Annotated in this window: 28 protein-coding genes; 15 read left to right on the forward strand and 13 right to left on the reverse strand. The window is 59.9% G+C overall.

The window, feature by feature from the left end; all coding sequences use genetic code 11:
- Positions 1 to 34 precede the first annotated feature (34 nt).
- The gene (gene grxD / locus Q8O96_RS07310) at positions 35 to 373 is read left to right on the forward strand and encodes a Grx4 family monothiol glutaredoxin (protein ID WP_075121425.1); all 339 of its coding nucleotides are present in this window, start codon (positions 35 to 37) and stop codon (positions 371 to 373) included.
- An 81-nt stretch (positions 374 to 454) separates the two neighbouring features.
- Here grxD and bfr read toward each other — a convergent pair whose 3' ends face one another.
- Entirely contained in the window at positions 455 to 928 is a 474-nt protein-coding gene (gene bfr / locus Q8O96_RS07315) for a bacterioferritin (RefSeq protein ID WP_025129649.1), read from the reverse strand.
- Positions 929 to 1,140: 212 nt separating this feature from the next.
- Complete coding sequence (locus Q8O96_RS07320) at positions 1,141 to 1,359, reverse strand: bacterioferritin-associated ferredoxin (RefSeq protein WP_102860481.1); 219 nt, start codon at positions 1,357 to 1,359, stop codon at positions 1,141 to 1,143.
- Positions 1,360 to 1,681: 322 nt separating this feature from the next.
- On the opposite strand from Q8O96_RS07320, the gene Q8O96_RS07325 reads away from it, so the two are divergent.
- Positions 1,682 to 2,284: a peroxiredoxin gene (locus Q8O96_RS07325; RefSeq protein ID WP_007922432.1), complete on the forward strand. Its 603-nt coding sequence runs from the start codon at positions 1,682 to 1,684 to the stop codon at positions 2,282 to 2,284.
- Between the two features lie 77 nt (positions 2,285 to 2,361).
- On the opposite strand, the gene rnt is transcribed toward Q8O96_RS07325, so the two are convergent.
- Positions 2,362 to 3,033: a ribonuclease T gene (gene rnt / locus Q8O96_RS07330; RefSeq protein ID WP_102860482.1), complete on the reverse strand. Its 672-nt coding sequence runs from the start codon at positions 3,031 to 3,033 to the stop codon at positions 2,362 to 2,364.
- Positions 3,030 to 4,076, reverse strand: coding sequence for a dihydroorotase (gene pyrC / locus Q8O96_RS07335; RefSeq protein WP_102860483.1), 1,047 nt, complete (start codon positions 4,074 to 4,076; stop codon positions 3,030 to 3,032). Before pyrC ends, rnt begins: the two co-directional genes overlap by 4 nt.
- Positions 4,077 to 4,233: 157 nt before the next feature.
- Here pyrC and Q8O96_RS07340 point away from each other — a divergent pair, with 157 nt between their 5' ends.
- The 3 genes from Q8O96_RS07340 (at position 4,234) to Q8O96_RS07350 (ending at position 7,500) form a co-directional block, all read left to right on the forward strand.
- Complete coding sequence (locus tag Q8O96_RS07340; protein ID WP_102860484.1) at positions 4,234 to 5,148, forward strand: OmpA family protein; 915 nt, start codon at positions 4,234 to 4,236, stop codon at positions 5,146 to 5,148.
- Between the two features lie 129 nt (positions 5,149 to 5,277).
- On the forward strand, positions 5,278 to 6,495 hold the full coding sequence (locus tag Q8O96_RS07345) for an argininosuccinate synthase (RefSeq protein WP_305948608.1): 1,218 nt from the start codon (positions 5,278 to 5,280) through the stop codon (positions 6,493 to 6,495).
- 378 nt (positions 6,496 to 6,873) lie between these two features.
- Positions 6,874 to 7,500, forward strand: coding sequence for a response regulator transcription factor (locus Q8O96_RS07350; protein ID WP_102860486.1), 627 nt, complete (start codon positions 6,874 to 6,876; stop codon positions 7,498 to 7,500).
- A 138-nt stretch (positions 7,501 to 7,638) separates the two neighbouring features.
- Here Q8O96_RS07350 and Q8O96_RS07355 read toward each other — a convergent pair whose 3' ends face one another.
- The 8 genes from Q8O96_RS07355 to metG form a co-directional block, all read right to left on the reverse strand.
- Positions 7,639 to 7,818, reverse strand: coding sequence for a PA3496 family putative envelope integrity protein (locus Q8O96_RS07355; protein WP_102860487.1), 180 nt, complete (start codon positions 7,816 to 7,818; stop codon positions 7,639 to 7,641).
- Between the two features lie 107 nt (positions 7,819 to 7,925).
- A complete protein-coding gene (gene nth / locus Q8O96_RS07360; protein ID WP_060840796.1) occupies positions 7,926 to 8,564 on the reverse strand; it encodes an endonuclease III in 639 nt (212 codons plus the stop codon).
- A gap of 7 nt (positions 8,565 to 8,571) precedes the next feature.
- Positions 8,572 to 9,168 carry an Rnf-Nqr domain containing protein gene (locus Q8O96_RS07365; RefSeq protein ID WP_102860488.1) on the reverse strand — a complete coding sequence of 199 codons (597 nt, stop codon included), beginning with the start codon at positions 9,166 to 9,168 and terminating at the stop codon, positions 8,572 to 8,574.
- Entirely contained in the window at positions 9,161 to 9,772 is a 612-nt protein-coding gene (locus Q8O96_RS07370) for an RnfABCDGE type electron transport complex subunit G (protein WP_305948609.1), read from the reverse strand. The genes Q8O96_RS07365 and Q8O96_RS07370 overlap by 8 nt, the downstream gene beginning before the upstream one ends.
- A gap of 2 nt (positions 9,773 to 9,774) precedes the next feature.
- Entirely contained in the window at positions 9,775 to 10,761 is a 987-nt protein-coding gene (locus Q8O96_RS07375; protein WP_102880742.1) for an RnfABCDGE type electron transport complex subunit D, read from the reverse strand.
- Complete coding sequence (rsxB, locus tag Q8O96_RS07380) at positions 10,748 to 11,953, reverse strand: electron transport complex subunit RsxB (protein WP_305948610.1); 1,206 nt, start codon at positions 11,951 to 11,953, stop codon at positions 10,748 to 10,750. The genes Q8O96_RS07375 and rsxB overlap by 14 nt, the downstream gene beginning before the upstream one ends.
- Positions 11,950 to 12,531: an Rnf-Nqr domain containing protein gene (locus Q8O96_RS07385; RefSeq protein WP_305948611.1), complete on the reverse strand. Its 582-nt coding sequence runs from the start codon at positions 12,529 to 12,531 to the stop codon at positions 11,950 to 11,952. Before Q8O96_RS07385 ends, rsxB begins: the two co-directional genes overlap by 4 nt.
- A 128-nt stretch (positions 12,532 to 12,659) precedes the next feature.
- The gene (metG, locus tag Q8O96_RS07390; protein ID WP_305948612.1) at positions 12,660 to 14,711 is read right to left on the reverse strand and encodes a methionine--tRNA ligase; all 2,052 of its coding nucleotides are present in this window, start codon (positions 14,709 to 14,711) and stop codon (positions 12,660 to 12,662) included.
- 162 nt (positions 14,712 to 14,873) lie between these two features.
- Between metG and apbC the strand changes: the two genes are divergently transcribed.
- Positions 14,874 to 15,968 carry an iron-sulfur cluster carrier protein ApbC gene (gene apbC / locus Q8O96_RS07395; protein WP_305948613.1) on the forward strand — a complete coding sequence of 365 codons (1,095 nt, stop codon included), beginning with the start codon at positions 14,874 to 14,876 and terminating at the stop codon, positions 15,966 to 15,968.
- A 75-nt stretch (positions 15,969 to 16,043) separates the two neighbouring features.
- Here the strand turns inward: apbC and Q8O96_RS07400 are convergent, their stop codons facing one another.
- Complete coding sequence (locus Q8O96_RS07400) at positions 16,044 to 16,802, reverse strand: SDR family oxidoreductase (RefSeq protein WP_102860494.1); 759 nt, start codon at positions 16,800 to 16,802, stop codon at positions 16,044 to 16,046.
- A gap of 165 nt (positions 16,803 to 16,967) precedes the next feature.
- Between Q8O96_RS07400 and Q8O96_RS07405 the strand changes: the two genes are divergently transcribed.
- The 9 genes from Q8O96_RS07405 (at position 16,968) to Q8O96_RS07445 (ending at position 24,782) form a co-directional block, all read left to right on the forward strand.
- Positions 16,968 to 17,699: a HugZ family protein gene (locus Q8O96_RS07405; RefSeq protein WP_102860495.1), complete on the forward strand. Its 732-nt coding sequence runs from the start codon at positions 16,968 to 16,970 to the stop codon at positions 17,697 to 17,699.
- Positions 17,700 to 17,765: 66 nt separating this feature from the next.
- Entirely contained in the window at positions 17,766 to 18,242 is a 477-nt protein-coding gene (locus Q8O96_RS07410; protein ID WP_011063094.1) for an FxsA family protein, read from the forward strand.
- Positions 18,243 to 18,492: 250 nt separating this feature from the next.
- The gene (locus Q8O96_RS07415; RefSeq protein WP_011063093.1) at positions 18,493 to 18,786 is read left to right on the forward strand and encodes a co-chaperone GroES; all 294 of its coding nucleotides are present in this window, start codon (positions 18,493 to 18,495) and stop codon (positions 18,784 to 18,786) included.
- Between the two features lie 49 nt (positions 18,787 to 18,835).
- Complete coding sequence (gene groL / locus Q8O96_RS07420) at positions 18,836 to 20,479, forward strand: chaperonin GroEL (RefSeq protein ID WP_047288866.1); 1,644 nt, start codon at positions 18,836 to 18,838, stop codon at positions 20,477 to 20,479.
- A 528-nt stretch (positions 20,480 to 21,007) separates the two neighbouring features.
- Complete coding sequence (gene colR, locus Q8O96_RS07425; RefSeq protein ID WP_102860496.1) at positions 21,008 to 21,691, forward strand: two-component system response regulator ColR; 684 nt, start codon at positions 21,008 to 21,010, stop codon at positions 21,689 to 21,691.
- On the forward strand, positions 21,681 to 22,961 hold the full coding sequence (locus tag Q8O96_RS07430) for a HAMP domain-containing sensor histidine kinase (RefSeq protein WP_115580782.1): 1,281 nt from the start codon (positions 21,681 to 21,683) through the stop codon (positions 22,959 to 22,961). Before colR ends, Q8O96_RS07430 begins: the two co-directional genes overlap by 11 nt.
- Before the next feature lie 198 nt (positions 22,962 to 23,159).
- A complete protein-coding gene (locus tag Q8O96_RS07435) occupies positions 23,160 to 23,840 on the forward strand; it encodes a class I SAM-dependent methyltransferase (RefSeq protein WP_102860994.1) in 681 nt (226 codons plus the stop codon).
- A 4-nt stretch (positions 23,841 to 23,844) separates the two neighbouring features.
- Entirely contained in the window at positions 23,845 to 24,555 is a 711-nt protein-coding gene (locus tag Q8O96_RS07440) for a lipopolysaccharide kinase InaA family protein (RefSeq protein ID WP_102860498.1), read from the forward strand.
- Between the two features lie 2 nt (positions 24,556 to 24,557).
- Positions 24,558 to 24,782: a hypothetical protein gene (locus Q8O96_RS07445; RefSeq protein WP_102860499.1), complete on the forward strand. Its 225-nt coding sequence runs from the start codon at positions 24,558 to 24,560 to the stop codon at positions 24,780 to 24,782.
- Positions 24,783 to 24,807 lie beyond the last annotated feature (25 nt).

Genomic DNA, 24,807 nt, shown 5'->3' on the forward strand with positions numbered 1-24,807 from the left:
ACAACAGCGTCGGAAAGTTCAGCCGAGGTGTTCCATGGATATCATCGAAACTATTAAAGAGCAGATTGCCAACAACACCATTCTGCTTTACATGAAAGGCTCGCCGAATGCCCCGCAGTGTGGCTTCTCCGCGAAAGCCGCCCAGGCCGTAATGGGCTGTGGTGAGAAGTTCGCTTATGTGGACATCCTGCAGAACCCGGAAATTCGCGCCAACCTGCCCAAGTACGCCAACTGGCCGACCTTCCCACAGCTGTGGGTGGCAGGTGAGCTGGTCGGTGGTAGTGACATCATGGCTGAGATGTTTGCCAACGGTGAATTGCAGACTCTTATCAAGGACGCAGCCGAAAAAGCCGCGGCCAAGACTGAAGCCTGACGCGAATATATCCGCGTAATAAAAAGCCCCGCCTCTCTTTCGAGGGCGGGGCTTTTTATTGCTTGAGTATTACGAGTTAAGTTACTCGTCACCCATTTGCGATTGCAGATAGTTCTCGATGCCGACTTTATCGATCAGGCCCAATTGGGTTTCCAGCCAGTCGATGTGTTCTTCTTCGGATTCAAGAATATCTTCCAGCAGTTCACGGCTGCCGAAGTCGCTCACCGACTCACAATGGGCGATGGCTGCCTTGAGGTCTGCATGGCCGGTGCGTTCGATACGCAGGTCGCACTCGAGCATTTCCTTGGTGTGTTCGCCGATGTGCAGCTTGCCCAGGTCCTGAACGTTCGGCAGGCCTTCGAGGAAGAGAATGCGCTTGATTAGCTTGTCCGCATGCTTCATCTCGTCGATGGACTCGTGGTACTCGTGCTTGCCCAGCTTGTTCAGGCCCCAATCTTCATACATGCGTGCATGCAAGAAGTACTGATTGATCGCGACCAGTTCATTGGCAAGGATTTTATTGAGATGCTGGATGACTGTAATGTCGCCTTTCATGATGGGGTCCTGCCCTTTAATTAGTGGAATAAGGACAGAGTCTGAGCCGCGCAAACATTACTGTCAAACCTAAGTTATTGAATAATATATGAAAATTAATCGGAATAAGAATGTTTGTGTTCCGCGTTTTGACCCTAAGCGATTGAATTACAGGCATAAAAAAACCGGACGCTAGGTCCGGTTGTTTAAAACAGTGCTATTTATCCGAGAAATCAGGCGACATTAAATTCCACTGGATAGGGAATTGCTGCCTGGCTGCTCTGCAGTTCGGTCAGGGTCTCGCGGACCACTTGCTTGGCCAGGCATGCGCATTTACCACATTGGCTGGCGACGCCGGTTGCCTGACGCACATCGCGGTAGCTGCAGCAACCTTCATAGATGGCTTCGCGAATTTGTCCGTCGGTGACACCGGTGCAGAGGCAGACATACATAGGATGAGAACCGTCGCTGGTTAGGGCTCAATTGCGATGGATCTTAATGTTAACGAGAATGATTGTCAAAGTGGTTTCGGCGACCTTTGTTGCAGTTTCCTACCAGGGTGACGAACGGTTTTGTTCGCGATAGTGACAGATGATTCGCATTTTTCGCTTTGTGAGCCGGGCTGATGAAAAACCGTTGAGGACAGCTCAAAGACGCGGTGTATGATGGCCGGTCCTTGCGAAGCGGGGTCAGGTCAAGGAGCTGTCGCATCCGCGTGGCAGACTCAAGGCCAATCCCCTTCTTCATTACTACGTCCACACCAGGAGATATCCAATGAGCGTACTCGTAGGCAAACAAGCCCCTGACTTCACCGTACCGGCCGTTCTCGGCAATGGCGAAATCGTTGACAGCTTCACCCTGTCCTCGGCCATCAAAGGCAAATACGGCCTGGTGTTCTTCTATCCACTGGACTTCACCTTCGTTTGCCCGTCCGAGCTGATCGCCCTGGACCACCGCATGGCTGACTTCAAGGCACGCAACGTGGAAGTGATCGCTGTTTCGATCGACTCGCACTTCACCCACAACGCCTGGCGTAACACCCCGATCAATGCCGGCGGCATCGGTCAGGTTCAATACATCATGGCGGCTGACATGAAGCACGACATCGCCAAGGCCTACGACGTTGAGTCCGAAGGCGGCGTGGCTTTCCGTGGCGCGTTCCTGATCGACGACAAAGGCGTTGTTCGTTCGCAGATCGTCAACGACCTGCCACTGGGTCGTAACATGGAAGAGCTGATCCGTCTGGTTGACGCTCTGCAATTCCACGAAGAGCACGGCGAAGTTTGCCCTGCCAACTGGAAAAAAGGTGACAAAGGCATGACCGCTTCGCCAGAAGGCGTTGCTGCTTACCTGAGCGAGAACGCTGGCAAGCTGTAAGCCAGGCGTCACGCATAAAAAAACCGGCCTCAGGGCCGGTTTTTTTATGCAGGCAATTCAACCCGACGAAGAATTGATCAGTCGTCGAAATCCTGCCAGCCGCCCATTTGTTTCCAGCGGTTGACGATGCCGCAGAACAGCTCGGCAGTCTTCTCGGTGTCGTAACGGGCCGAGTGAGCCTCGCGACCGTCGAAGTCGATATCCGCACTCTGACAGGCCTTGGCCAAAACGGTCTGTCCATAAGCCAGGCCAGCCAGGGTGGCGGTGTCGAAGCTGGAGAACGGGTGGAACGGGTTGCGCTTCATATCCAGGCGCGCCACAGCGGCGTTGAGGAAGCCCAGGTCGAAACTGCTGTTGTGGCCCACCAGGATGGCGCGTTTGCAGCCATTGGCTTTCAGCGCCTTGCGCACCCCACGGAAAATATCGGTCAGTGCAGTTTCCTCGCTGACGGCCATGCGCAGCGGGTGGTCGAGCTTGATCCCGGTGAACTCCAGGGCCGCGGCTTCGATGTTCGCGCCTTCAAAAGGCTCGACCCGGAAGAAATAGGTGTGTTCCGGGAACACGAAGCCTTTTTCATCCATGCCGATAGTGGTGGCGGCAATCTCCAGCAGGGCGTCGGTGGCCGAGTTGAAGCCGCCGGTTTCAACGTCGACGACTACCGGCAGGTAACCGCGAAAACGAGCGGCCATCGGGTGTCGAGGGCCGCCGCCGTTACCTTCTTGTTCGTCGTCGAAATGGTCGTCACTCACGAGTGATCCTCCAGCAGGCGCCAGCGCAGTTTTTCACCGGCGCGCAGCGGAATGACAGTCAGCTCACCGAACGGCAGGCTGGCGGGGGCGGTCCATTCTTCACGAACCAGGGTGATGCGATCGGTGTTGGTCGGTAGACCGTAGAAGCGCGGGCCGTTGAGGCTGGCAAAGGCTTCCAGTTTGTCCAGGGCATTGCGCTGTTCGAACGCTTCAGCATACAGCTCGATCGCGGCATAGGCGCTGTAGCAGCCGGCGCAACCGCAAGCGGCTTCCTTGGCGTGCTGGGCATGAGGCGCTGAGTCGGTGCCGAGGAAGAACTTCTCGCTGCCACTGGTGGCCGCATCCAGCAGAGCTTCCTGGTGGGTGTTGCGCTTGAGAATCGGCAGGCAATAGAAGTGCGGGCGAATACCGCCCACCAGCATGTGGTTGCGGTTGTACAGCAGGTGGTGCGCGGTGATGGTGGCGCCGACGTTGGCCGAAGCCTCCTTGACGAACTGCACGGCTTCACCGGTGGTGATGTGTTCGAACACCACTTTCAGACTGGGGAAGCGCTCGACCACGCGACGCATATGCTCGTCGATGAAGATTTTCTCGCGGTCGAAGACGTCGACGTCGCCGCGGGTCACTTCACCGTGAATCAGCAGCGGCAGGCCAACTTCGGCCATCGCCTCGAGCACCGGGAAGATCTTGTCGATGCTGGTCACGCCCGAGTCCGAGTTGGTGGTCGCGCCGGCCGGGTACAGCTTGGCGGCGTGCACGAAACCGCTGGCCTTGGCTGCGTGGATCTCGTCCGGCTGGGTACGGTCGGTCAGGTAGAGCACCATCAGCGGCTCGAAGCGGCTGCCGGCCGGGCGCGCAGCTAGAATACGCTGGCGATAGGCGTCGGCTTCCACGGCGTTACGCACCGGAGGTACCAGGTTGGGCATGATGATGGCGCGGCCAAAGGTGCGCGCGACATCTGCGACTGTATTGGGCAACACGGCACCATCGCGAAGATGAATATGCCAGTCGTCGGGACGCAGCAGGGTCAGGCGGTCGGACATTGGAGGTTCCAGGCGGGTAAAACTCGGGGGGAATGCTACCGGAAAAGACTCTTCCAGGCACTCGCTATCAAGTTTTGCGACGAGCAACCGATATCCCGAAGGTATGGCGTATTAACGCCTGTCGATTTTTCTGTTGTACACGTCAGTGGAGCCTCCCGTGCGCCAGCGTTATCTAGCCTTGCTCAGTGTGTTTGCCAGCCTGCCCGCGATGGCTCTCACTTTCCAGACCCGTCTGGAGAGCATTGAGTGGACGGTCGAAGGTGACAAATTCGAGTGCCGCTTGATCCAGCCCGTCACCGATTTCGGTTCCGGTGAATTCGTTCGCCGCGCCGGTGAGCAGGCGATTTTTCGCCTCAAGAGTTTCAACCCGATGCAGGCAGGTGGCTCGGCGACGCTGCTTGCGGCTGCGGCGCCCTGGCAGCCGGGGCGTGGCGACATCAATCTCGGGGCGGTCAAGGCCGGCACGGATGGGGTGCTGTACAACAGCAATCAGATGCAGGCCGGTCGCCTGATCATCGGTTTGCTGGAAGGGCGTAGTCCGGTGGTCCGGCATTTTTCCCGCGAGGGTGGGGTTTCCGAGGTGCGCCTGCTTCCGGTGAAATTCAGCAAGGCCTACAGCGACTATCAAAGCTGCATGACCAAACTGCTGCCGATGAACTACGAACAGGTGAAACAGGGCGAGATCGGGTTCCCGGGCGGCGGTATCGAACTCGATGCTCGGGCCAAGGCGAAGTTGCAGGTGATGGTGGATTTCATCAAGGCCGATCCGACGGTCAATCACGTCGAACTGGATGGCCACTCTGACAATAGCGGCAATCGCTTGACCAACCGCGACCTGTCCCGCCGCCGGGCCTTGGCGGTGATGGAGTTCTTCAAGGCCAACGGTTTGGCGGAAAACCAGATTGTGGTGCGCTTCCATGGTGAGCGTTATCCCCTGGCTCCCAACACCAATCCTGCCAACCGAGCGAAGAATCGCCGGGTCAATGTGCATCTGGAACGGGTCGCCCCCACCGAAAAACCGGCTCCGGCGCCTCAGGCCACCTCCGGTTCCAGCGCTGCGGCGACTTCCTGATACGGCTGTCGTCGTCGCGCGCTCGACATAATCTGTCGCTTGGTCGTCATAAGCTGTCGCGCCTCTGTAAATTATCCTCGTGGATCGGTAGACTCGACGGCTTTCCGTACAACCCCGTGGAGTGATGGCATGGCGGACGTAAACAAGGTCGTTCTGGCGTATTCGGGCGGCCTGGACACTTCGGTGATCCTCAAGTGGCTGCAGGATACTTACAACTGTGAAGTAGTGACTTTCACTGCTGACCTGGGCCAAGGCGAAGAGGTCGAGCCGGCCCGCGCCAAGGCGCAAGCCATGGGCGTCAAAGAGATCTACATCGACGATCTGCGCGAAGAGTTCGTGCGTGATTTCGTTTTCCCGATGTTCCGCGCCAACACCGTCTACGAAGGCGAGTACCTGCTGGGTACTTCCATCGCTCGTCCGTTGATCGCCAAGCGTTTGATCGAAATCGCCAACGAGACTGGCGCGGATGCCATTTCCCATGGCGCCACCGGCAAGGGCAACGATCAGGTGCGTTTCGAGCTGGGCGCCTATGCCCTCAAGCCAGGGGTCAAAGTGATCGCTCCTTGGCGTGAGTGGGACCTGCTGTCCCGCGAGAAACTGATGGACTACGCCGAGAAGCACAGTATCCCGATCGAGCGTCACGGCAAGAAGAAGTCGCCGTACTCGATGGATGCCAACCTGCTGCACATTTCCTATGAAGGCGGCGTGCTGGAAGACACCTGGACCGAGCACGAAGAAGACATGTGGCGCTGGACCGTCTCCCCGGAGAAGGCTCCTGACACCCCGCAATACCTGGAGCTGACCTACCGCAACGGTGACATCGTCGCCATCGACGGCGTGGAAATGACTCCGGCTACCGTGCTGGCGACCCTGAACCGCATCGGTGGTGAACACGGTATCGGTCGTCTGGACATCGTCGAGAACCGTTACGTGGGCATGAAGTCCCGTGGCTGCTACGAGACCCCGGGTGGCACCATCATGCTGCGCGCCCACCGCGCCATCGAGTCCATTACCCTGGACCGCGAAGTGGCTCACCTCAAAGACGAGTTGATGCCCAAGTACGCCAGCCTGATCTACACCGGCTACTGGTGGAGCCCTGAGCGTCTGATGCTGCAACAGATGATCGACGCCTCCCAGGTCCACGTGAACGGTGTAGTGCGCCTGAAGCTGTACAAGGGCAACGTGATCGTTACCGGCCGCAAGTCCGATGAGTCGCTGTTCGACGCCAACATCGCCACCTTCGAAGAAGACGGTGGTGCTTACAACCAGGCGGACGCAGCAGGCTTTATCAAGCTCAACGCATTGCGCATGCGCATCGCTGCAAACAAGGGCCGGACCCTGGTCTGATACCTTGAGTTGCTAAAAGAACCCCGCGATAAGCGGGGTTTTTTTTGCTTCTGATTAATGGTGCCTACGGGCAGAGGCTGAGTAGGGCAGTTGATTGAACGAAGAAGTGCTATTGAGTGCAGTTTGTTAATCACCCTCTCGCTGCTGAAAGTGCTGCCTGATGATGTGTCTTTTAGTACGAAAAGTAGCTGCTCTAGCGATTAATCTTAAGCGCTTTTCCAGTTAAGCGACCTTTATCTAAATTTTTTTGTAAGGTAAATCGGTATTGTTTGTAAGGATCGTCCTCGTAGGGTCGTAGCCCCTGGTAGCACGGTGTCAGAGTCAATTCTCTGGGGTATTGTGCGGGCTCTAAAAAACTCTAAGGACTTGGATGGACCTATGAAAAGAGTATTGATCGTGGATGATCATCCTGTTATTCGCCTGGCTGTGCGCATGTTGATGGAACGCCATGGTTTTGAAGTAGTAGCAGAAGCAGATAACGGCACGGATGCTTTAAAGTTGGCTCTTGAATATGTTCCCGATATTTTGATTTTGGATATTGGTATCCCACAACTTGATGGGCTTGAAGTTATAACCCGCCTGATGTCCAGAGGCATGCCGATCAAGATTCTAGTGTTGACTCTGCAAGTTCCCGGACCCTTTTCCATGCGTTGCATGCAGGCCGGGGCCGCCGGCTACGTGTGCAAGCAGCAGGACATTACCGAACTGATCAGTGCGGTGCGGGCGGTGCTGGCAGGTTACAGCTACTTTCCCAACGAGGCGTTGCACACCTTTCGTTCCAGTCAGGGCATCAGCAGCGAGGAAGAAATGATCGAGCTTCTTTCAGGGCGTGAGTTGATCGTATTGAAGCAGCTCACCAATGGCATGAGTAACAAGGAAATCGCCGAGGGCTTGTGTTTGAGCAACAAGACCGTCAGCACTTACAAGCGGCGGTTGTTGGCCAAGCTCAATGCTCGTTCATTGGTTGACCTGATCGAATTTGCCCAGCGCCATCAGTTGGTATGAGTGTGGGTGACTGAAGCGACAGCCTTGAATGGAGCAATCTGCTAATTAGGAACGGACCGGTCATGCCGAGGGGCTGACCGGTCGAGTTTCAGGGCGAGAGAGGCACAAAAAAACCTCCGTCTGGAGGTTCTTTTGTGACTAGAGGTCAAAGTCGTAATCGGCCAGTTGTTTCTGCAGCCGTCGTTCTTCCAGAAGATTGTCGATGGTTCTGCGCTTGCTCAGATTGGTTTTCGCCACCTCGACCACCGGTTCAGCATCGTCTGTGTCTGCTGCGATGAAGTCTTCTTCCACGTCCAGTTGTTCTTTGCCAGTGCTCATAAGGTCAACTCCAGGCTAAGACTGCCATTGGCGCTCCTTATATCGATATTCTCCTGGCGGGTAAAAAAGATTTTTTCAATCGGCTCATCAACAAAATCAATGCTGCCTCAATCGTCAGAAGTCTTTTGCTTGTACTCGCACAGGTCTTCGATTCGACAGCTACCGCAACGTGGCTTACGGGCCAGGCAGACGTAGCGACCGTGAAGGATCAGCCAGTGATGGGAGTCCAGCAGAAACTCCTTGGGTACAAACTTCAGCAGTTTTTTTTCCACTTCCACTACATTCTTGCCCGGGGCCAGCCCGGTGCGGTTGCTGACCCGGAAGATGTGGGTGTCCACAGCCATGGTCAATTGCCGGAAAGCGGTGTTGAGGACCACGTTGGCGGTCTTGCGGCCGACGCCGGGCAAGGCTTCCAGCTCCTCCCGGGTCTGTGGCACTTCACTGTTGTGGCGTTCCACCAGCAGGCGGCAGGTCTCGATGACGTTCTTGGCCTTGCTGTTGTACAGGCCAATGGTCTTGATGTATTCGGACAGTCCCTCGACCCCCAGTGCATGGATAGCTGCCGGTGTATTGGCCACGGGGAAGAGTTTGGCGGTCGCCTTGTTGACCCCGACGTCGGTCGATTGCGCCGAAAGAATCACCGCGATCAGCAACTCGAACGGCGAGGAGTAGGCCAGTTCGGTTTTTGGTTCGGGGTTGTCTTCGTGAAGTCGGCGAAATATTTCCAGGCGTTTGGCGGCATTCATCGGTGGTTCATTTCCTCGAAGACGGTCGGTTGAAGGATGAAGAGGTGGTCCAGGCCCGCTTTGCCGCCAGCAGCAGGCCAAGCAGGATAAAACCCCCAGGGGCCAGAGTCAGCAGGCGCAATCCGCCTTGGGGCAGCAACACCCAACCGGCGCTATTACCGGGCAGGCCGGCGAGCCAGCCTAGATGGCTGCCCAGGGCGCCGGTGCCCAGCAATTCGCGCAGCGCGCCCACCAGCGCCAGCGCGCCACAGAAACCTGCAGTTAGGCGTAGCCGGTCGCGGTGCTGGAAGAAGCCCGCCTGTTCCAATATCACGCATTGCAGGGGCAGCAGGCCCAGGTACAGGCTCAACTGCTGGTGTAACTCATAACTCCAGGCTTGCACTGCCAGCCACAGCCAACTGCCGAGAGTGGCGGCGAGCAACAGGCTGGCCAGCCACTGCTGACGGCTTTGCAAATGTGGCCGCAGCAGGCCCATGCCGGCCCCGAAGGTCCCGATCAGTAGCGTGGACGCCAGAGCCAGGCCCAGGGCCTTGACCCAGGAATCCGTGGCCCCGATCAACGGCGTCAGCATCAGCAGGCCCGGCAATGACAGTGGCTTACTCATCGGCGGCTCCCGAAAGCAGTTGCTGACGATGCTCATCGAAGTAGCGCAGGGCATCGTGCAGGGCGCTGATCACCGCGCGGGAGGTGATGGTAGCGCCGGCGATCTGATCGAACTGGCCATTGTCCTTTTTCAGGGCCCAGGCAGCATCGTCCGGGGACATGCGGGATGTGCCGGAAAACCCCTGCAGCCAGGCGTTGGGCTGTTCGGCGATGCGGCCTCCCAGGCCTGGGGTTTCATCCTGCTTGAGCGTCTTGCTGCCCAGCAGGCGGCCATGGCTGTCGATGGCGATCAGCAGCTCGATGGGGCCCGCGTAACCGTTCACTCGAGTGCGTAGCAGCACGGCACTGGGCTGACCCGCGCGGGTGGCCAGGTAGCCATCCAGCAAGCGGCTGTTGTCCAGTTGCACATCCCTCAAGGGCAGTGGTTGCTCCAGTGGCTGGTTGTCGTAGCTTGCCGCAGGCAGCAGGTCGAGTAACTTGCGGGCCTGCAACGCCCGTTGCTCGGCGGCGATGCGCGGTGCGCCAGCGTATTGCAGCCACAGGGTGGCGCCCACGCCGAGAACGCCGAGCAGCACCAGCAGGAGCAGACCTCGCGCGCTCTTCATGCTCAAGCTTTCTCCTGTTCCGAGAGGCACAGGCGTTCCAGCCCCGGTACCGCCAGATTCATCAGCAGTACGGCGAAGGCAACGCCGTCGGGGTAGCCGCCCCAGGTGCGGATCAGGTAGGTCAGCAGGCCGACGCCGACGCCGAACAGCAGCCTGGCTTTCGCTGCCTTGGGGCCGGACACCGGTTCGGTGACGATAAAGAATGCGCCCAGCATGCTGGCGCCGCTGAGCAGGTGAAACAGCGGTGAGCCATGGGAGTCGGAGCCCGAGCCGTTCCAGCACAGCAGGCTGATGACAAAGAGGCTGCCCAGCATGCCCACGGGCGCCTGCCAACTGATGACCCGTTGCTGCAGCAGAAACAGCCCCCCGGCAAGAAACCCCAGGCTGATCCATTCGGCGCCACGGCCGCCGAAGTGACCGAAAGCGGGGTTGCCGGCAAAGAGTTCGTCGAGGGTCAGGCTCTTGTTGATCCGCAAGCTGTCCAGTGCCGTGGCTTGAGCCCAGGCGTCCGCATGCAGGCCGTCCGCGACACCGAATACCTGTTGCAGGCCGCCGAGCAAGTCCATGGCGTGGGGCGCAGGCCAATGGGTCATCGACTGGGGAAAACACAACAAGGCCAGGGCGTAGCCGAGCATGGCCGGATTGAACGGGTTCTGGCCCACACCGCCGTACAAGTGCTTGCCCAGGACAATGGCGGCGGCGGCCGCGCTCAGCGGCAGCCACCAGGGGCAGTAAGCTGGCAAGGCCAGGGCCAGTAGCGTGGCGCTGACCAAGGCACTGCCATCGCCTAGGTTGGGCGGCAGCGGGCGTCTTCTGAGGTACAGGACCAGGGCTTCCATGGCCAGGGCGCCGCTGACGGTCAGCAGCAGATTGAGCAGCACGCCCCATCCGTACAGCCACAGCATCACCAACAGGCCCGGCAGCGTGGCCAGCAGCACTCGCTGCATGGCCTGGCGCAGGCGCTGGTCGACGCCGTCAGCTATCAGCATGGGCCTTCACCTGGCGCTCGGCCTCGTGCAAGCGTGCCTGAGCCTGGGCCAGCTGTTCTGCTCGGGTGTCGGGCTGGCGCTGTAGTTTGTTCAGATCGGCGCGGGCGTAGGCCAGTTCGGTTTTCAATTGCCGCAGCTGTGGATCGATCGGGCGTTTTTCGATGCGAGTCAGTGTCGGCGCCGGTTTCGCACTGGCGTCCTCGGCCGCATGCAGGGCCTGTTCGGCCGCCGCCAGGGCTGCGCTCAGGGTTTCCAGTTCAGCACTGGACGCTTCAGCCGCCTGAGCTTTCTTCAGTTCGGCGCGGCGCGTCGCCAACTGGATCTTCGCGCGCTTGAGCTCAGCATCCTTGGCCTCTGGCGGCGGAGCAGGGGGCGCCTGGGACTCCAGCTGGGCCAAGGCCTGCTCGGCGGTTTCGAACTGACGCTGCAGGACGATCAATTGCATTTGCTGCTCGAAGGTCGGCGGATGGCCGAAAGCCTTGAGCGACTTGTGCAACTGGGCCCGGCTCATGGCCAGCTCGATCTTGGCTTTTTTCAGTGCTGCATCGGCGGCCGCGGCCTTCTGCGCACGGACCCGTTCGATGGCGGCCTGCACCGGGTTCTGGCTGTTGTCAGTGGTTTGCGCGGCTCGTTGTGCGCGGGCCAGGCGCTCGGCCAGGCGCCGGGCTTCTTCCCGTTGCAAGCGTTCGTTGCGTTGTTCGAAGCGTCGTCGCGCCTGCTCGCGCTTGCGGCTGCGGGCTTGCAGCTGCTCGGGGCTGGTGGCCTGGCCGCCGACGATCGGTACCACCTTGCTCTCGGGCAGCGGCAGCATATCGATACAGTCCACCGGACAGGGCGCCACGCACAGGTCGCAGCCGGTGCACTCGTCGACCAGCACGGTATGCATCAATTTGGCCGCGCCGACGATGGCGTCCACTGGACAGGCCTGGATGCATTTGGTGCAGCCGATGCATTCGGCCTCGCGAATATAAGCGATCTGGGCCGGAGCTTCGCCGCGGCTGCGATCCAGCTCCAGCACCGGTAGTTGCAGGAGTTGCGCCAGGCCGGCGATGGTTTCCTCGCCGCCGGGTGGACACTTGTTGATGGCCTCGCCGTTGGCGATGCCCTGGGCGTAGGGTTTGCATCCGGGGTGGCCGCACTTGCCGCACTGGGTCTGGGGCAGGAGGGCATCGATGCGTTGAATCAGACTCATGTTTTGATCAGTCCGTTGAAGCCGAAAAACGCTACTGCCAGCAGGCCGGCGCTGATCAGGTCGATCGGCATGCCGCGCCAGGGCAGGGGAATATCGTTGTTGGAGATACGCTGGCGCAGATCGCTGAACAGGCTCAGTACCAGCCAGAAGCCCAGTCCGGCCCCCAGGCTCATGGCGCTGAGGGTCGCCAGCCCGAGGTTTTCCCCAGTGGCGATCAGCAGCAGGCCGAGCGCACTGGCATTGCCCAGCAGTAGCGGCCAAAGGCCGTCGAATGGAACATTGGGCAAGGCCCGGGATAGCAACCGCAATAGCGGTTTGATCAGCAGCACGCTCAGGGGCAGCCAGAGAAACAACTGCAAGGATTCCAGCCCCCAAGGCAGCAGCGCACCACGATAAAGGACATGGCCGAGCACGCAGCTGACCAGCATCAGGACCGTGGTCGCCAGGCCCAGCGCGTGAATCCGCTGCCGAGTGCTATCGGCTGGGGCCTGCAGCAGCGGATCGACGCCCAGCGGCCACTGCAACACGAAGTTGTTGATCAGGGCGGTGCTGACAAGGGCGAGGAGGAAGTGGGTCATGGTTGGGCCGGTACGGGCAGGCGGTCTCTCAAGAGTAGGCAAACTCCGGCGCGGGCGCAGGGCCGCCAGATATGCAAATCCCCCCGTTGCGCCGGGCACAACGGGGGGACGGGGTCCAGCCTGCAGCCTTACTTGATCCGCTGGCCCGGCTTGGCGCCGCTGTCCGGGCTCAGCAGGTAGATCTCTTCACCGCCAGGGCCGGCGGCCATCACCATGCCCTCGGAGATGCCGAACTTCATTTTCCGCGGCTTGAGGTTGGCGATCATCATGGTCAGGCGACCATCGAGCTTGGACGGATCCGGGTAGGCGCTCTTGATTCCGGAGAACACGTTGCGCTGCTCATCACCGATATCCAGGGTCAGGCGCAGCAGCTTGTCGGCACCTTCCACGGCTTCGGCCTTGACGATCAAGGCGACGCGCAGGTCGATGGCGGCGAAGGTGTCGAAGTCGATTTCCGGCGACAGCGGATCCTTGGCCAGTTCGCCGTTGCCTGCTGGCGCGGCTGCGCCGGTGTCGGTCTGGCTGGCGGTCAGGTCTTCTTTCGAGGCGTCGGTCATGGCTTGTACTTTTACCGGGTCGATCCGCGTCATCAGCGGCTTGAATTCGTTGAGTTGATGGTTGGCCAGCAGGTGCAGGTGATCGTTCCAGGTCAGCGGTGCAACGTTGAGGAACGCCTCGGCATCGGCGGCCAGCAGCGGCAGCACCGGCTTGAGGAAAATCACCAGCTGGCGGAACAGGTTGATACCGGTAGCGCAGATGGCCTGCACCTCGGCTTGCTTGCCTTCCTGCTTGTTCAGCGACCATGGGGCCTTGTCGGCGATCCAGGCGTTGGCGCGGTCGGCCAGGGCCATGATTTCGCGCATGGCACGGGCAAAGTCGCGGGCTTCATAGGCGTCGGCGATGCTTGGCGCGGCAGCCAGGAAGGCCTCGGTCAGCTCGGGAGCGGCATTGCTGTCGACCATCAGCCCGGCATTGCCCTTGTGGATGAAGCCGGCGCAACGGCTGGCGATGTTCACCACCTTGCCCACCAGGTCGGAGTTGACCTTCTGTACGAAGTCTTCGAGGTTCAGGTCCAGGTCGTCTACGCCACGGCCCAGCTTGGAGGCGTAGTAGTAGCGCAAGTATTCCGGCGACAGGTGCTCCAGGTAGGTGCGGGCCTTGATGAAGGTGCCCCGGGACTTGGACATCTTCTGGCCATTGACCGTCAGGTAGCCGTGGACGTTGATGCCGCTCGGCTTGCGGTAGCCGGCGCCTTCGAGCATGGCGGGCCAGAACAGGGCGTGGAAGTTGACGATGTCCTTGCCGATGAAGTGGTACAGCTCGGCGGTGGAGTCCTTGCCCCAGAACGCGTCGAAATCCAGCTCAGGACGACGGGCGCAGAGGTTCTTGAAGCTGGCCATGTAGCCGATTGGCGCGTCCAGCCACACGTAGAAGTACTTGCCCGGCTCGTCCGGGATCTCGAAGCCGAAGTACGGCGCGTCGCGGGAGATGTCCCACTGCTGCAGGCCGGCATCCAGCCATTCGGCGATCTTGTTGGCCACGGCGTCTTGCAGGGTGCCGCTGCGGGTCCAGCTTTGCAGCATCTGCTGGAAGTCCGGCAGCTTGAAGAAGAAGTGCTGGGAATCCTTGAGCACCGGGGTGGCGCCGGAGATCGCCGACTTTGGATCTTTAAGGTCGGTCGGGGCGTAGGTGGCGCCGCATTTTTCGCAGTTGTCGCCGTACTGGTCCTCAGTGCCGCACTTCGGGCAGGTGCCCTTGATGAAACGGTCGGCCAGGAACATTTTCTTTTCCGGGTCGAAATACTGCGTGATGGAGCGCGTGGCGATGTGCCCGGCCTCCCGCAGCTTGAGGTAGATCTGGCTCGACAGCTCACGGTTTTCCTCGGCGTGGGTCGAGTGGAAGTTGTCGAAGTCCACCAGGAAGTCGGCAAAGTCGGCGCTGTGTTCGGCCTGGACGTTGGCGATCAGTTGCTCCGGGGTGATGCCTTCCTTTTCCGCGCGCAGCATGATGGCCGAGCCGTGTGCGTCGTCGGCGCAAACATAGATGCATTGGTTGCCGCGATGCTTCTGGAAGCGCACCCACATGTCGGTCTGGATGTACTCAAGCATGTGGCCAAGGTGGATGGAACCATTGGCATAGGGCAGGGCGCTGGTGACGAGGATCTTGCGTGGCTCGGACATGGGGCTCGGCTACTTGATGAAACGGAGGTCGGCCACTATAAAGCGCCGGCGCGGATTTTTCACCCTTCCGGGTACATTGTGCACAGCAAGCTTTCTCGCCACGAAGGAGTCGGCGGCGTAGGATAGCCGCCTGATTTTCCAGTCTTGTTATCGGAGTTGCCCATGAGCGCCGTCAATCGCGCAGCGGTGGAAGCCGTCCTTCGCCAATACACCGACCCTTACCTGAACCAGGACCCGGTCAGCGCCGGCTGCGTGCGCGACATCGACGTCCAGGGCGACCGGGTCACGGTCCGCATGGAACTGGGTTATGCCGCCGGCCTGTTCAAGAGCGGCTGGGCGCAGATGCTGCAACTGGCCATCGAGGGCCTGGACGGTGTGAGCTCGGCCAAGGTCGAGATCACCAGCGTGATCGCCGCGCACAAGGCCCAGGCGCAGATCCCGTGCCTGGCCAACGTCAAGAACGTGGTGGCGGTGGCGTCCGGCAAGGGCGGCGTGGGCAAGTCCACCACCGCGGCCAACCTGGCCCTGGCCCTGGCCCGGGAAGGCGCCAAGGTGGGGATTCTCGACGCTGATATCTATGGTCCGAGCCAGGGCATCATGTTCGGCATTGCCGAAGGCACCCGGCCGAAGATCAAGGACCAGAAGTGGTTCGTGCCCATCGAGTCCCATGGGGTCGAGGTCATGTCCATGGCTTTCCTCACCGACGACAACACGCCGATGGTCTGGCGCGGCCCGATGGTCTCCGGCGCCTTGCTGCAACTGGTGACCCAGACCGACTGGGGCAATCTCGATTACCTGGTGATCGACATGCCGCCGGGCACTGGCGATATCCAACTGACCCTGGCGCAGAAAGTCCCGGTGGCCGGTGCCGTGATCGTCACCACGCCGCAGGACCTGGCGTTGCTGGATGCGCGCAAGGGCGTGGAGATGTTCCGCAAGGTCAACATCCCGGTGCTGGGCGTGGTGGAGAACATGGCGGTGCACATCTGCTCGAACTGTGGCCATGCCGAGCATCTGTTTGGCGAAGGCGGTGGCGAGAAGCTGGCCAGTCAGTACGATGTTGAACTGCTGGCTTCGTTGCCGTTGTCGATGCTGATCCGCGAACAGGCCGATGGTGGCAAGCCGACGGTGATCGCCGAGCCTGAAAGCCAGATCGCCATGGTCTATCAGGAACTGGCGCGGCATGTCGGCGCGCGCATCGTGTTGCAGGAAGCCGTGGCGCCGGCGATGCCCAGCATCACTGTCAGCGATGACTGAATCGCCGCGCTTATAGGTGCCGGCACCCCCCAAGAAAAAGCCCGATGTGCAAACATCGGGCTTTTTCTTGGGGGCTCAGACTCGCAGGCCGCCGTCCATTTCCAGGATGCGTCCGGTGTAATAGTCGTTCTCGAAGATGTACGCCGCCGAGTGGGCGATCTCTTCCGGCTTGCCCATGCGTTTGAGGGGAATCCCCGAGGTCATCTTCTCGAGGGCTTCAGGCTTCATGCCCAAGGTCATCTCGGTTTCGATAAAGCCCGGGGCAATACCGGCCACGCGGATGCCATAGCGCGCCAGTTCCTTGGCCCAGGTCACGGTGGCCGCCGCGACCCCGGCCTTGGCCGCGGAATAGTTGGTCTGGCCGATATTGCCAGCGCGCGAGATTGACGAGATGTTGATGATCGCGCCGCTGTTGTTCAGCTCGATCATTTTCGCCGCCACTTCACGGGTGCAGAGGAATACCCCGGTCAGGTTGACGTCGATCACTGCCTGCCACTGGGCCAGGCTCATCTTGGTCATTTCGCCGTCCTTGACCTTGACCAGCAGGCCGTCGCGCAGGATCCCGGCATTGTTGATCAGGCCGTGGATGGCGCCGAAGTCCTCGGCGACCTGGGCCACCATATGGTTGACCTGTTCTTCATTGGCGACGTTGCACAGATAGGCTCGGGCTTCTACGCCATGGGCCTTGCAGGCCGCGACCGCCTGGTCGAGTTTTTCCTGGTTCAGGTCCACCAGGGCCAGCCGTGCGCCCTTGGCGGCGAAATACTCGGCCATGGAGCGGCCCAGACCTTGGCAACCGCCGGTGATAATGATTACTTTGTCAGTGAGTTGCATTCGCATGTCCCGCTAGCAGGTCTTGAGGGGTGGTCCTTTTGGGGGAACCTCGGCTGGCTGCCGGACCTGGCCTGGCTGCAGAAGAGAATTGCCCCGTTGGCGTAGCTGGAACAATGCTCCAGGCGCCCGTCCGTTTTCGACGGATTCTAAAGAAGGAGTCATAAAGTGAGCGTTGAAGCTGCCAAGAATGCACGAGAATTGCTGCTCAAGGAATACCGCGGCGTGTTGTCGACGCACTCCAAGGCCATGCCGGGTTTTCCCTTTGGGTCCGTAGTGCCTTATTGCCTGGATGCCGAGGGGCGACCGCTGATTCTTATCAGCCGCATTGCCCAGCACACCCACAATCTGCAGAAGGATTCCAAGTGTTCGCTGCTGGTGGGCGAGCGCGATGCCGACGACGTGCAAGCAGTGGGGCGCCTGACCTACCTGGCCGAAGCCGAGAAGCTTGAGGACCAGGACGCCATCGAGGCCGCCGCCGAGCGCTACTACCGCTACTTCCCGGAATCCCAGAACTACCATAAGGCCCATGACTTCGATTTCTGGGTGCTCAAGCCCGTGCGTCACCGCTATATCGGCGGTTTCGGCGCCATTCACTGGGTGGATCAAGTGGCCCTGGCCAACCCGTTCGCCGGCAAGGCCGAGCTGAGCATGGTGGAACATATGAACAGCGACCACGCCAAAGCTATTGCCCACTATGTGGAGTTGGCCGGACTGCCGCACAGCGAGCCCGCGCAACTGGCCGGAATCGACAGTGAAGGCATGCACCTGCGCATTGGCCAGGCTCTTTACTGGCTGCCATTTCCAAGCCTTTGCAATACGCCGACACAAGTGCGCGAAGCCCTGGTTTTTCTGGCCCACGCCGATCAATGGCCGAAAAATCCGGCACCGGGTGCTTGAATTCACGAATTGGCGACGTCATTTACGGTCTACTGGAAGGCATTCTTCCGCAGAGGAAACCATTTGATGCGCCCTTTTCTGTTGCTCTTTTTACTGTTCCCGGTGCTGGAGCTGTTCGTCTTCGTCAAGGTCAGCGCGGCCATCGGGTTTTTCCCGGCACTGCTGCTGATCATTCTCGGTTCGATGCTCGGTGTGCTGGTGTTGCGCGTGGCCGGTCTGGCCACGGCATTGCGTGCTCGTGAAAGCCTCAATCGCGGCGAGCTGCCGGCTCAGCAGATGCTCGAAGGGCTGATGCTGGCCCTGGGTGGCGGCCTGCTGATCCTGCCGGGGTTCATCAGCGATGTATTCGGCCTGCTGATGCTGCTCCCTATCAGTCGTCGTCTGCTGGCCAATAAAATGCGCCAGCGTGCCGAGGAGCAGGCCCTGCGCCAACGCGCCTTTGCCGATGACATGCGTGCGGCCCGTGGCGGCCCGGCGCCGCAACAGCCGTTGGGCCGTGAGCCCAATGTCATTGAAGGTGAGTTCGAGCACCGAGATTCTTGATAACTGGCCTCAAACACACGGCACCTTCGGGTGCCGTGTTCGTTTTAACCCGGGTGATGTAAAAAATTTCATCAGCCAGCCCTTGTAATAACCTTATGCGCCCTTATGTAACGGTCACCGCAAGGTTTCTGGTGCTGACACCAGACAGACTTCCGCGGCTCGCTCGCGAGCCGCACCCGGCAAAGCCGGATTTGCTAACCCGCCGGTATCGACACCGGCCGTTGAAAACCACAATTAGGAGAGATCGACAATGAAGCTTCGTCCTCTGCATGACCGCGTCGTCATCCGTCGCAGCGAAGAAGAATCGAAAACTGCTGGCGGCATCGTTCTGCCTGGTTCGGCTGCTGAAAAACCTAACCGTGGCGAAATCGTCGCTGTAGGTACCGGCCGTGTGCTGGACAACGGTGAAGTACGTGCGCTGGCCGTGAAAGTGGGTGACAAAGTGGTGTTTGGCCCGTACTCCGGCAGCAACACCGTGAAAGTCGATGGCGAAGATCTGCTGGTAATGGCTGAGAACGAGATTCTCGCCGTTATCGAAGGCTGATTTCCCACGTATTTCCCCGCTACTACACAGTATTTAAGGAATATCGATCATGGCTGCTAAAGAAGTTAAATTCGGCGATTCCGCCCGCAAGAAAATGCTCACTGGTGTCAACGTTCTGGCTGACGCAGTAAAAGCGACCCTGGGCCCGAAAGGCCGTAACGTGATCATCGAGAAGAGCTTCGGCGCTCCGACCATCACCAAGGACGGCGTTTCCGTAGCCAAAGAAATCGAGCTGAAAGATCGCTTCGAAAACATGGGCGCGCAGCTGGTCAAAGACGTTGCCTCCCGTGCCAACGATGACGCTGGCGACGGCACCACCACCGCCACCGTTCTGGCTCAGTCGATTGTCAACGAAGGCCTGAAAGCCGTCGCTGCCGGCATGAACCCGATGGACCTGAAGCGCGGTATCGACAAGGCCACCATCGCCATCGTCAAAGAGCTGAAAGGTCTGTCCAAGCCATGCGCTGACTCCAAAGCCATCGCTCAGGTCGGCACCATCTCCGCCAACTCCGACAACTCCATCGGCGACATCATTGCCGAAGCCATGGAAAAAGTCGGTAAAGAAGGCGTGATCACCGTTGAAGAAGGCTCGGGCCTGGAAAACGAACTGTCGGTTGTAGAAGGCATGCAGTTCGACCGTGGCTACCTGTCCCCTTACTTCATCAACAAGCCGGACACCATGGTCGCCGAACTCGACGGCCCGCTGATCCTGCTGGTGGACAAGAAGATCTCCAACATCCGCGAAATGCTGCCAGTGCTGGAAGCCGTTGCCAAAGCCGGCCGCCCACTGCTGATCGTGGCTGAAGACGTTGAAGGCGAAGCCCTGGCGACTCTGGTTGTGAACAACATGCGTGGCATCGTCAAAGTCGCTGCCGTCAAGGCACCGGGCTTCGGCGACCGTCGCAAGGCCATGCTGCAGGACATCGCCGTTCTGACCGGCGGTACCGTGATCTCCGAAGAGATCGGCCTGAGCCTGGAAAGCACCACCCTGGAGCACCTGGGTAACGCCAAGCGCGTGATCCTGTCCAAAGAAAACACCACCATCATCGACGGTGCTGGCGTTGAAGCGGACATCCAGGCTCGTGTGACCCAGATCCGTCAACAAGTGGCCGACACTTCGTCCGACTACGACCGTGAAAAACTGCAAGAGCGTCTGGCCAAGCTGTCCGGCGGCGTTGCAGTGATCAAGGTTGGCGCTGGCTCCGAAGTTGAAATGAAAGAGAAGAAAGCCCGCGTTGAAGACGCCCTGCACGCGACCCGTGCAGCCGTCGAAGAAGGCGTGGTACCTGGCGGTGGCGTAGCCCTGATCCGTGCTCTGCAAGGCATCAAGGACCTCAAAGGCGACAACGCCGATCAGGACGTGGGTATCGCTGTTCTGCGTCGCGCTATCGAAGCCCCACTGCGTCAGATCGTTGCCAACTCCGGCGACGAGCCAAGCGTGGTGGTGGACAAGGTCAAGCAGGGCGCTGGTAACTTCGGTTACAACGCTGCCACCAGCGAATACGGCGACATGATCGAAATGGGCATCCTGGACCCAACCAAGGTGACCCGTTCCGCGCTGCAAGCTGCATCGTCCATCGGCGGTCTGATCCTGACCACCGAAGCCGCTGTTGCTGAAATCGTGGAAGACAAGCCGGCCGCTGGCGGTATGCCAGACATGGGCGGCATGGGTGGCATGGGCGGCATGATGTAAGCCAGCCTTACCCCTGCACTGAAAAAGCCCCGCCGGTGAAAACCGGCGGGGCTTTTTTGCGCCTGAAATTGAGGGGCGCCTGTCGGTGCCGCCTCTGGCATGGACTGAGAATGGCCAGGCCCTTGCTGTCGAACAGTCCCAGGTGTTGGTGGTTGCCCACCAGGATCGCAGTGGCCGTGGGGTGTCTTGCAACAGCTCCAGGACGCTCGATTCGTCGTTCAGGTTCAACAACCCAACAGCGCTGGCACGGCGAACATCCATTGAGTTCTGGCCAATGAAACGCATTGGCTCTTTCTGCTCGGCGGGCAAGCCAGGAAGTGCTGTTCCTGTCTGTTTCTGGTCGGCAAACGGTCGGCAGTCTGGGCTTGCCCCTGTAGTCAGGTTGTGAGCCAGCGGTGAAAAATTTGTTAAGCCATTGAAGGGGGCAAAAGTGCCCCAGGATCGGTCAGACAAGGCTGGCGGCGAGTCGGACTTGGCCTTAAGCTGCGCGAGCCAAGACGGCCCTAACTGTGTGCGGAGAGAGTGCCGATGCGAATTCTACTGGTCGAAGACAACCGCGATATTCTCGCCAACCTGGCGGATTACTTGGGACTCAAGGGCTATACCGTGGACTGCGCCCAGGATGGTCTGTCGGGGTTGCACCTGGCTGCCACCGAGCATTACGACCTGATCGTGCTCGACATCATGCTGCCAGGGATCGACGGCTACACCCTGTGCAAGCGCCTGCGCGAAGATGCCCGGCGCGATACCCCAGTGATCATGCTCACGGCCCGCGACCAGTTGGATGACCGGCTTCAGGGCTTCAAGTCCGGGGCCGACGACTATCTGCTCAAGCCATTTGCCCTGTCCGAACTGGCCGCGAGGATCGAGGCGGTGATGCGCCGTGCCCAGGGCGGTGGTCGTCGAGCGCTGCAGGTCGGTGACCTCAGTTATGACCTCGATACCCTGGAAGTCACCCGCGAAGGGCGTCTGCTCAAGCTCAACCCGGTGGGCCTCAAGCTGCTGGCAGTGTTGATGCAGAAGAGCCCCCATGTGTTGCGCCGGGAAATCCTCGAAGAGGCCCTGTGGGGCGATGACTGTCCGGACAGTGACAGCCTGCGCAGCCATGTCCACCAACTGCGCCAGGTGATCGACAAGCCGTTCGCCAAGCCGTTGCTGCACACCGTGCACGGTGTCGGCTATCGGTTGGCCGAGGGCCGTGATGGAGTTTAAGCAGAGCCTTGCCCAGCGCATCATCATCGCCTTTGCCTTGATGAGCGCACTGGTGGCGGGGGCTTTCGCCATGGGCATCGTGGCGACCGTGCATCTGGTGGAGGAGAAACTCATCTCCGCCGGCCTTGGCGGCGATCTGCAACGCCTGTTGCTGATGGATAACGTTGCCGACTGGAATCACCGCCCCGAGCCCGACCAGCTGTTCTACTACAGTGGCGGGCGCGGCGACTTCGAGTTGCCCAAGGACCTGAGGCATCTGGACCCGGGCTTCCATGAAGTGTTTCGCGAGCAGCTGTCCTATCACGCCATGGTTGAAGTGGTGGATGGCCGGCGTTATGTGCTGCTGCAGGATCAGAGTGATTTTGAAGAGCGCGAGCGGGTGCTGTTCGCGGTGGTGCTGGTGGGCTTTGTCCTCAGCCTGGCGCTGGCGGTGTTCCTGGGTTGGGTCTTGGCGCGTAGGGTGATGGCACCGGTGGTTCGTCTGGCTCGCCAGGTCCGTCACCGCGATCAATTGCTGGGCCTGGCCCCGCCCCTGGCGCCGGATTATGCGGCGGATGAGGTGGGCGAGTTGGCGATCGCCTTCGATGCGACGCTGGGACGTCTGCGCCAGGCTTTGAGCCGTGAGCGCCTGTTCACCAGTGATGTCAGCCATGAACTGCGCACGCCGCTGATGGTCCTGGCCACGTCCTGCGAGCTGCTTCTGGAAAACCCTGGGCTTGATCCCCGTGGACGATCCCAGGTCGAACGTATTGCCCGGGCCTGCGAAGAAATGCGTGAGCTGGTGCAGACGTTCCTGATGCTGGCCCGGGCCCAGCGGGAAGATGCCAGTATGTCGCCGCAGCTGACGTTGACCCAGGTGGCCAATGACCTGATCGGAGTGTGGCGCGAATCCATCGAAGCCAAGGGTATCGAGCTGATCTTCGAGCCGGGGCAACCGGGTGAAACTCGCTACAACGCCACCTTCCTGCATGCGGTGATGGGCAACCTGTTGCGCAATGCCTTGCACTACACCGAACAGGGATTCATTCGCTTGAGCCTGGTGGCGGATGGATTTGTCGTCGAGGACAGCGGCGTGGGCATTCCCGAGGAAAAGCGCGAGGCGATGTTCCAGCCCTTTGTCCGTGGCGATGAAAAGCGCGGTGAGGGCCTGGGGCTGGGCTTGTCCCTGGTCCAGCGCATCTGCGAGAACCAGGGCTGGAGCGTCACTCTCAGTACCATGACCCCCAATGGCTGTCGTTTTCACGTTCAGCTCCCCCCTTCCAAGGCTTGAATACTCTTGCCATGCCCTGTTTTGCAGGGCCACTCGCTTGTCGATTTTTCTTCTGAAGTGGCCCCAGGCCATTGCCTGCTGCCTGTAAAACTCTGAAATATTTCATCGTTGGACGGTACGAAGTTTTCACAAGGGGATGACCTGTCGCTGACACGTCGCTGCCTAAGGTGGCGTCATCAGTTGCAGGAGACTTTGATGATGGCGACACCGATCAAGCTGGAATTTTCCGACAAGTACGATGCCCAACATGCGCAGCAATACCTGCTCAAGCACCAGCAAGGACTGGCGCGACAGTTGTCCCACAAGCGTGATGAACAATTGGCTCGCGCTGCGCTGGCCCTGGCGGGAGAGCCGGGCCTGGTGCTGGACCTGCCCTGTGGCGCGGGCCGTTTCTGGCCGCTGCTGACCGAAAAGGCCAATCGAGTCATTGTTGGCGCTGACAATTCAGCGGCTATGCTCAGCACCGCTACGGTGGCGCAACCGGCCGACGTGGTGAAACGGGTACGAGCCTTGCAGACGTCAGCGTTTGCCATCGATTTACCGGACAACGCTGTGGACTGCATTTTTTCCATGCGGTTGCTGCACCACATCGGCGAGGTCGAGCATCGGATGGCGCTGCTACGGGAGTTTCAGCGGGTCACCCGTGACAGCGTGATTATCTCGCTATGGGTCGATGGCAATTTCAAGGCCTGGAAGCGCAAGCGTATGGAGCGCAAGCGGCTGTCCGAAGGTGGGCAGGAGGGTTACCAGAATCGTTTCGTGTTACCGGCGGCTACGGTCGAAGAAGAGTTCAGGCAAGCCGGTTTTCGTGTCCAGGAGCATCTGGACTTCTTTCCGCTCTACGCCATGTGGCGAGTCTACGTATTACGCAAGAGGTAAGAGGATGGCTGTTGAATGTGCTTCGGAAATGGATGCCGTGCCCACAGATTGCTTCGAATACTTCTGGGACCAACAAGGTGAATGGGTCGAGCAACCCAATAAGCGTCGAGGCGGTGAGAGCGGCGTGCAGCGCCTGATCAGCGGCGGTCGTCTGCTCTATGCCAAGCGACAGATCGGGCATATTCATCGCAGTTTTCTGCATCCTTTTGGTCGTCCGACCGTCCTGCGTGAGCGTGATGCCCTGCAAAGCCTGCGTTCGCTGGATATAGAGGTGCCAGAACTGGTGTTCTGCGGCGCCCGGCGCGGCCCCGAGCACCAGTGGCAGGCCCTGCTGGTGACCGCTGCGCTCGACGGCTTCGTGGAAATCGATAACTGGTATGCCGCAGGTGAGCGTGAACGCCACGGCGAAGTTTTGCACGAACGAGTGTTGCAGACACTGGCGCAGACGCTGGCGCGCATGCACAAGGGCCGTTGGCAGCATGGCTGCCTGTATTCCAAACATGTTTTCGTGCGAGTAGATGGCGAGGGCGAGCAGGCCCAGGTGAGGATTGCATTGCTGGATTTCGAGAAGTGCCGCCAGCGCCTGAGCAGCCGCCGGGCCGCGGCCCACGACCTCAAGCAACTGCGCCGCCATTCGTCGTGGAATGACACCGACTGGCAAAAGCTCTACTACCTTTATAGAACGGTGTTTGGCAGCCCCATCAAAGGTTTATAGCTATGAAGCTAGAAATTGCACGAGGTTTGTTCCTGGCAGGAGCCTTGGCAGTTGCTTCCTTGGCCATGGTTGTCTGGGAGCAGCCGCGAACGCAGGTTCTCAGCGCCGCTCAGGGTGAACATTGCCCATTGCCACGGGTGGCCAAGAGCTCGGTGGCGGTCAAGCCGGATCATGAACTGCTGCTGTTCATGTTCGGCATGAGCCAGGCGTTGAAACCCCAGAGTTGAAGACCTGAAACTGCCACCTGAAGGC

The organism is Pseudomonas sp. LPH60 (assembly GCF_030718165.1).
Taxonomy (GTDB): domain Bacteria; phylum Pseudomonadota; class Gammaproteobacteria; order Pseudomonadales; family Pseudomonadaceae; genus Aquipseudomonas; species Aquipseudomonas danubii.

Coding starts and splice junctions, on each gene's coding strand:
- Q8O96_RS07365 (WP_102860488.1), bottom strand. CDS start 9,168: ATGAGTAAGCCACTGTCATTGCCGGGCCTGCTGATGCTGACGCCGTTG.
- Q8O96_RS07375 (WP_102880742.1), bottom strand. CDS start 10,761: ATGCTGATAGCTGACGGCGTCGACCAGCGCCTGCGCCAGGCCATGCAG.
- Q8O96_RS07435 (WP_102860994.1), top strand. CDS start 23,160: ATGGCGACACCGATCAAGCTGGAATTTTCCGACAAGTACGATGCCCAA.
- Q8O96_RS07400 (WP_102860494.1), bottom strand. CDS start 16,802: ATGCAACTCACTGACAAAGTAATCATTATCACCGGCGGTTGCCAAGGT.
- bfr (WP_025129649.1), bottom strand. CDS start 928: ATGAAAGGCGACATTACAGTCATCCAGCATCTCAATAAAATCCTTGCC.
- Q8O96_RS07410 (WP_011063094.1), top strand. CDS start 17,766: ATGCGCCCTTTTCTGTTGCTCTTTTTACTGTTCCCGGTGCTGGAGCTG.
- apbC (WP_305948613.1), top strand. CDS start 14,874: ATGAGCGCCGTCAATCGCGCAGCGGTGGAAGCCGTCCTTCGCCAATAC.
- Q8O96_RS07385 (WP_305948611.1), bottom strand. CDS start 12,531: ATGACCCACTTCCTCCTCGCCCTTGTCAGCACCGCCCTGATCAACAAC.
- Q8O96_RS07350 (WP_102860486.1), top strand. CDS start 6,874: ATGAAAAGAGTATTGATCGTGGATGATCATCCTGTTATTCGCCTGGCT.
- Q8O96_RS07445 (WP_102860499.1), top strand. CDS start 24,558: ATGAAGCTAGAAATTGCACGAGGTTTGTTCCTGGCAGGAGCCTTGGCA.
- pyrC (WP_102860483.1), bottom strand. CDS start 4,076: ATGTCCGACCGCCTGACCCTGCTGCGTCCCGACGACTGGCATATTCAT.
- metG (WP_305948612.1), bottom strand. CDS start 14,711: ATGTCCGAGCCACGCAAGATCCTCGTCACCAGCGCCCTGCCCTATGCC.
- Q8O96_RS07355 (WP_102860487.1), bottom strand. CDS start 7,818: ATGAGCACTGGCAAAGAACAACTGGACGTGGAAGAAGACTTCATCGCA.
- Q8O96_RS07440 (WP_102860498.1), top strand. CDS start 23,845: ATGGCTGTTGAATGTGCTTCGGAAATGGATGCCGTGCCCACAGATTGC.
- Q8O96_RS07415 (WP_011063093.1), top strand. CDS start 18,493: ATGAAGCTTCGTCCTCTGCATGACCGCGTCGTCATCCGTCGCAGCGAA.
- Q8O96_RS07370 (WP_305948609.1), bottom strand. CDS start 9,772: ATGAAGAGCGCGCGAGGTCTGCTCCTGCTGGTGCTGCTCGGCGTTCTC.
- colR (WP_102860496.1), top strand. CDS start 21,008: ATGCGAATTCTACTGGTCGAAGACAACCGCGATATTCTCGCCAACCTG.
- Q8O96_RS07345 (WP_305948608.1), top strand. CDS start 5,278: ATGGCGGACGTAAACAAGGTCGTTCTGGCGTATTCGGGCGGCCTGGAC.
- groL (WP_047288866.1), top strand. CDS start 18,836: ATGGCTGCTAAAGAAGTTAAATTCGGCGATTCCGCCCGCAAGAAAATG.
- Q8O96_RS07325 (WP_007922432.1), top strand. CDS start 1,682: ATGAGCGTACTCGTAGGCAAACAAGCCCCTGACTTCACCGTACCGGCC.
- grxD (WP_075121425.1), top strand. CDS start 35: ATGGATATCATCGAAACTATTAAAGAGCAGATTGCCAACAACACCATT.
- nth (WP_060840796.1), bottom strand. CDS start 8,564: ATGAATGCCGCCAAACGCCTGGAAATATTTCGCCGACTTCACGAAGAC.
- Q8O96_RS07320 (WP_102860481.1), bottom strand. CDS start 1,359: ATGTATGTCTGCCTCTGCACCGGTGTCACCGACGGACAAATTCGCGAA.
- Q8O96_RS07430 (WP_115580782.1), top strand. CDS start 21,681: ATGGAGTTTAAGCAGAGCCTTGCCCAGCGCATCATCATCGCCTTTGCC.
- rsxB (WP_305948610.1), bottom strand. CDS start 11,953: ATGAGTCTGATTCAACGCATCGATGCCCTCCTGCCCCAGACCCAGTGC.